Origin of the sequence: Chryseobacterium sp. SIMBA_029, assembly GCF_046535275.1 — a bacterium.
Lineage (GTDB): Bacteria > Bacteroidota > Bacteroidia > Flavobacteriales > Weeksellaceae > Chryseobacterium.
On sequence record NZ_JAWRXA010000752.1, the window covers coordinates 1 to 243 of the forward strand.

The 243-nt window shown below is 66.7% G+C and carries 1 protein-coding gene; it reads right to left on the reverse strand.

What is annotated here, in order from left to right:
* A partial coding sequence (locus SB679_RS25940; RefSeq protein WP_410705263.1) for a type VI secretion system Vgr family protein occupies nucleotides 1–243 on the reverse strand: 243 nt, incomplete at both ends.

Here is a 243-nt window from a genome sequence, read left to right on the forward strand (position 1 = left end):
GTGAGCAGCATGCCGCGTCCAGCGCGCATCACCGCCTCTGCATCGGTCGCGAGTTCAACGCCCTCACCGCGCGCTTCCTTGCGCCCCTCGTTGCCCGCAATCCGCGTGTTGTAACCGAGTACCAGCCGCGACTGCGCGTAATCGCTCGTCACTTGCACCTGAAGCTGGCCCTTCGTGTCGTCCGCCACGACGCTGTTGGACATCGCGCCGTCGAGTTCCTTCGTGCGCGTGCCCGACAGCGCC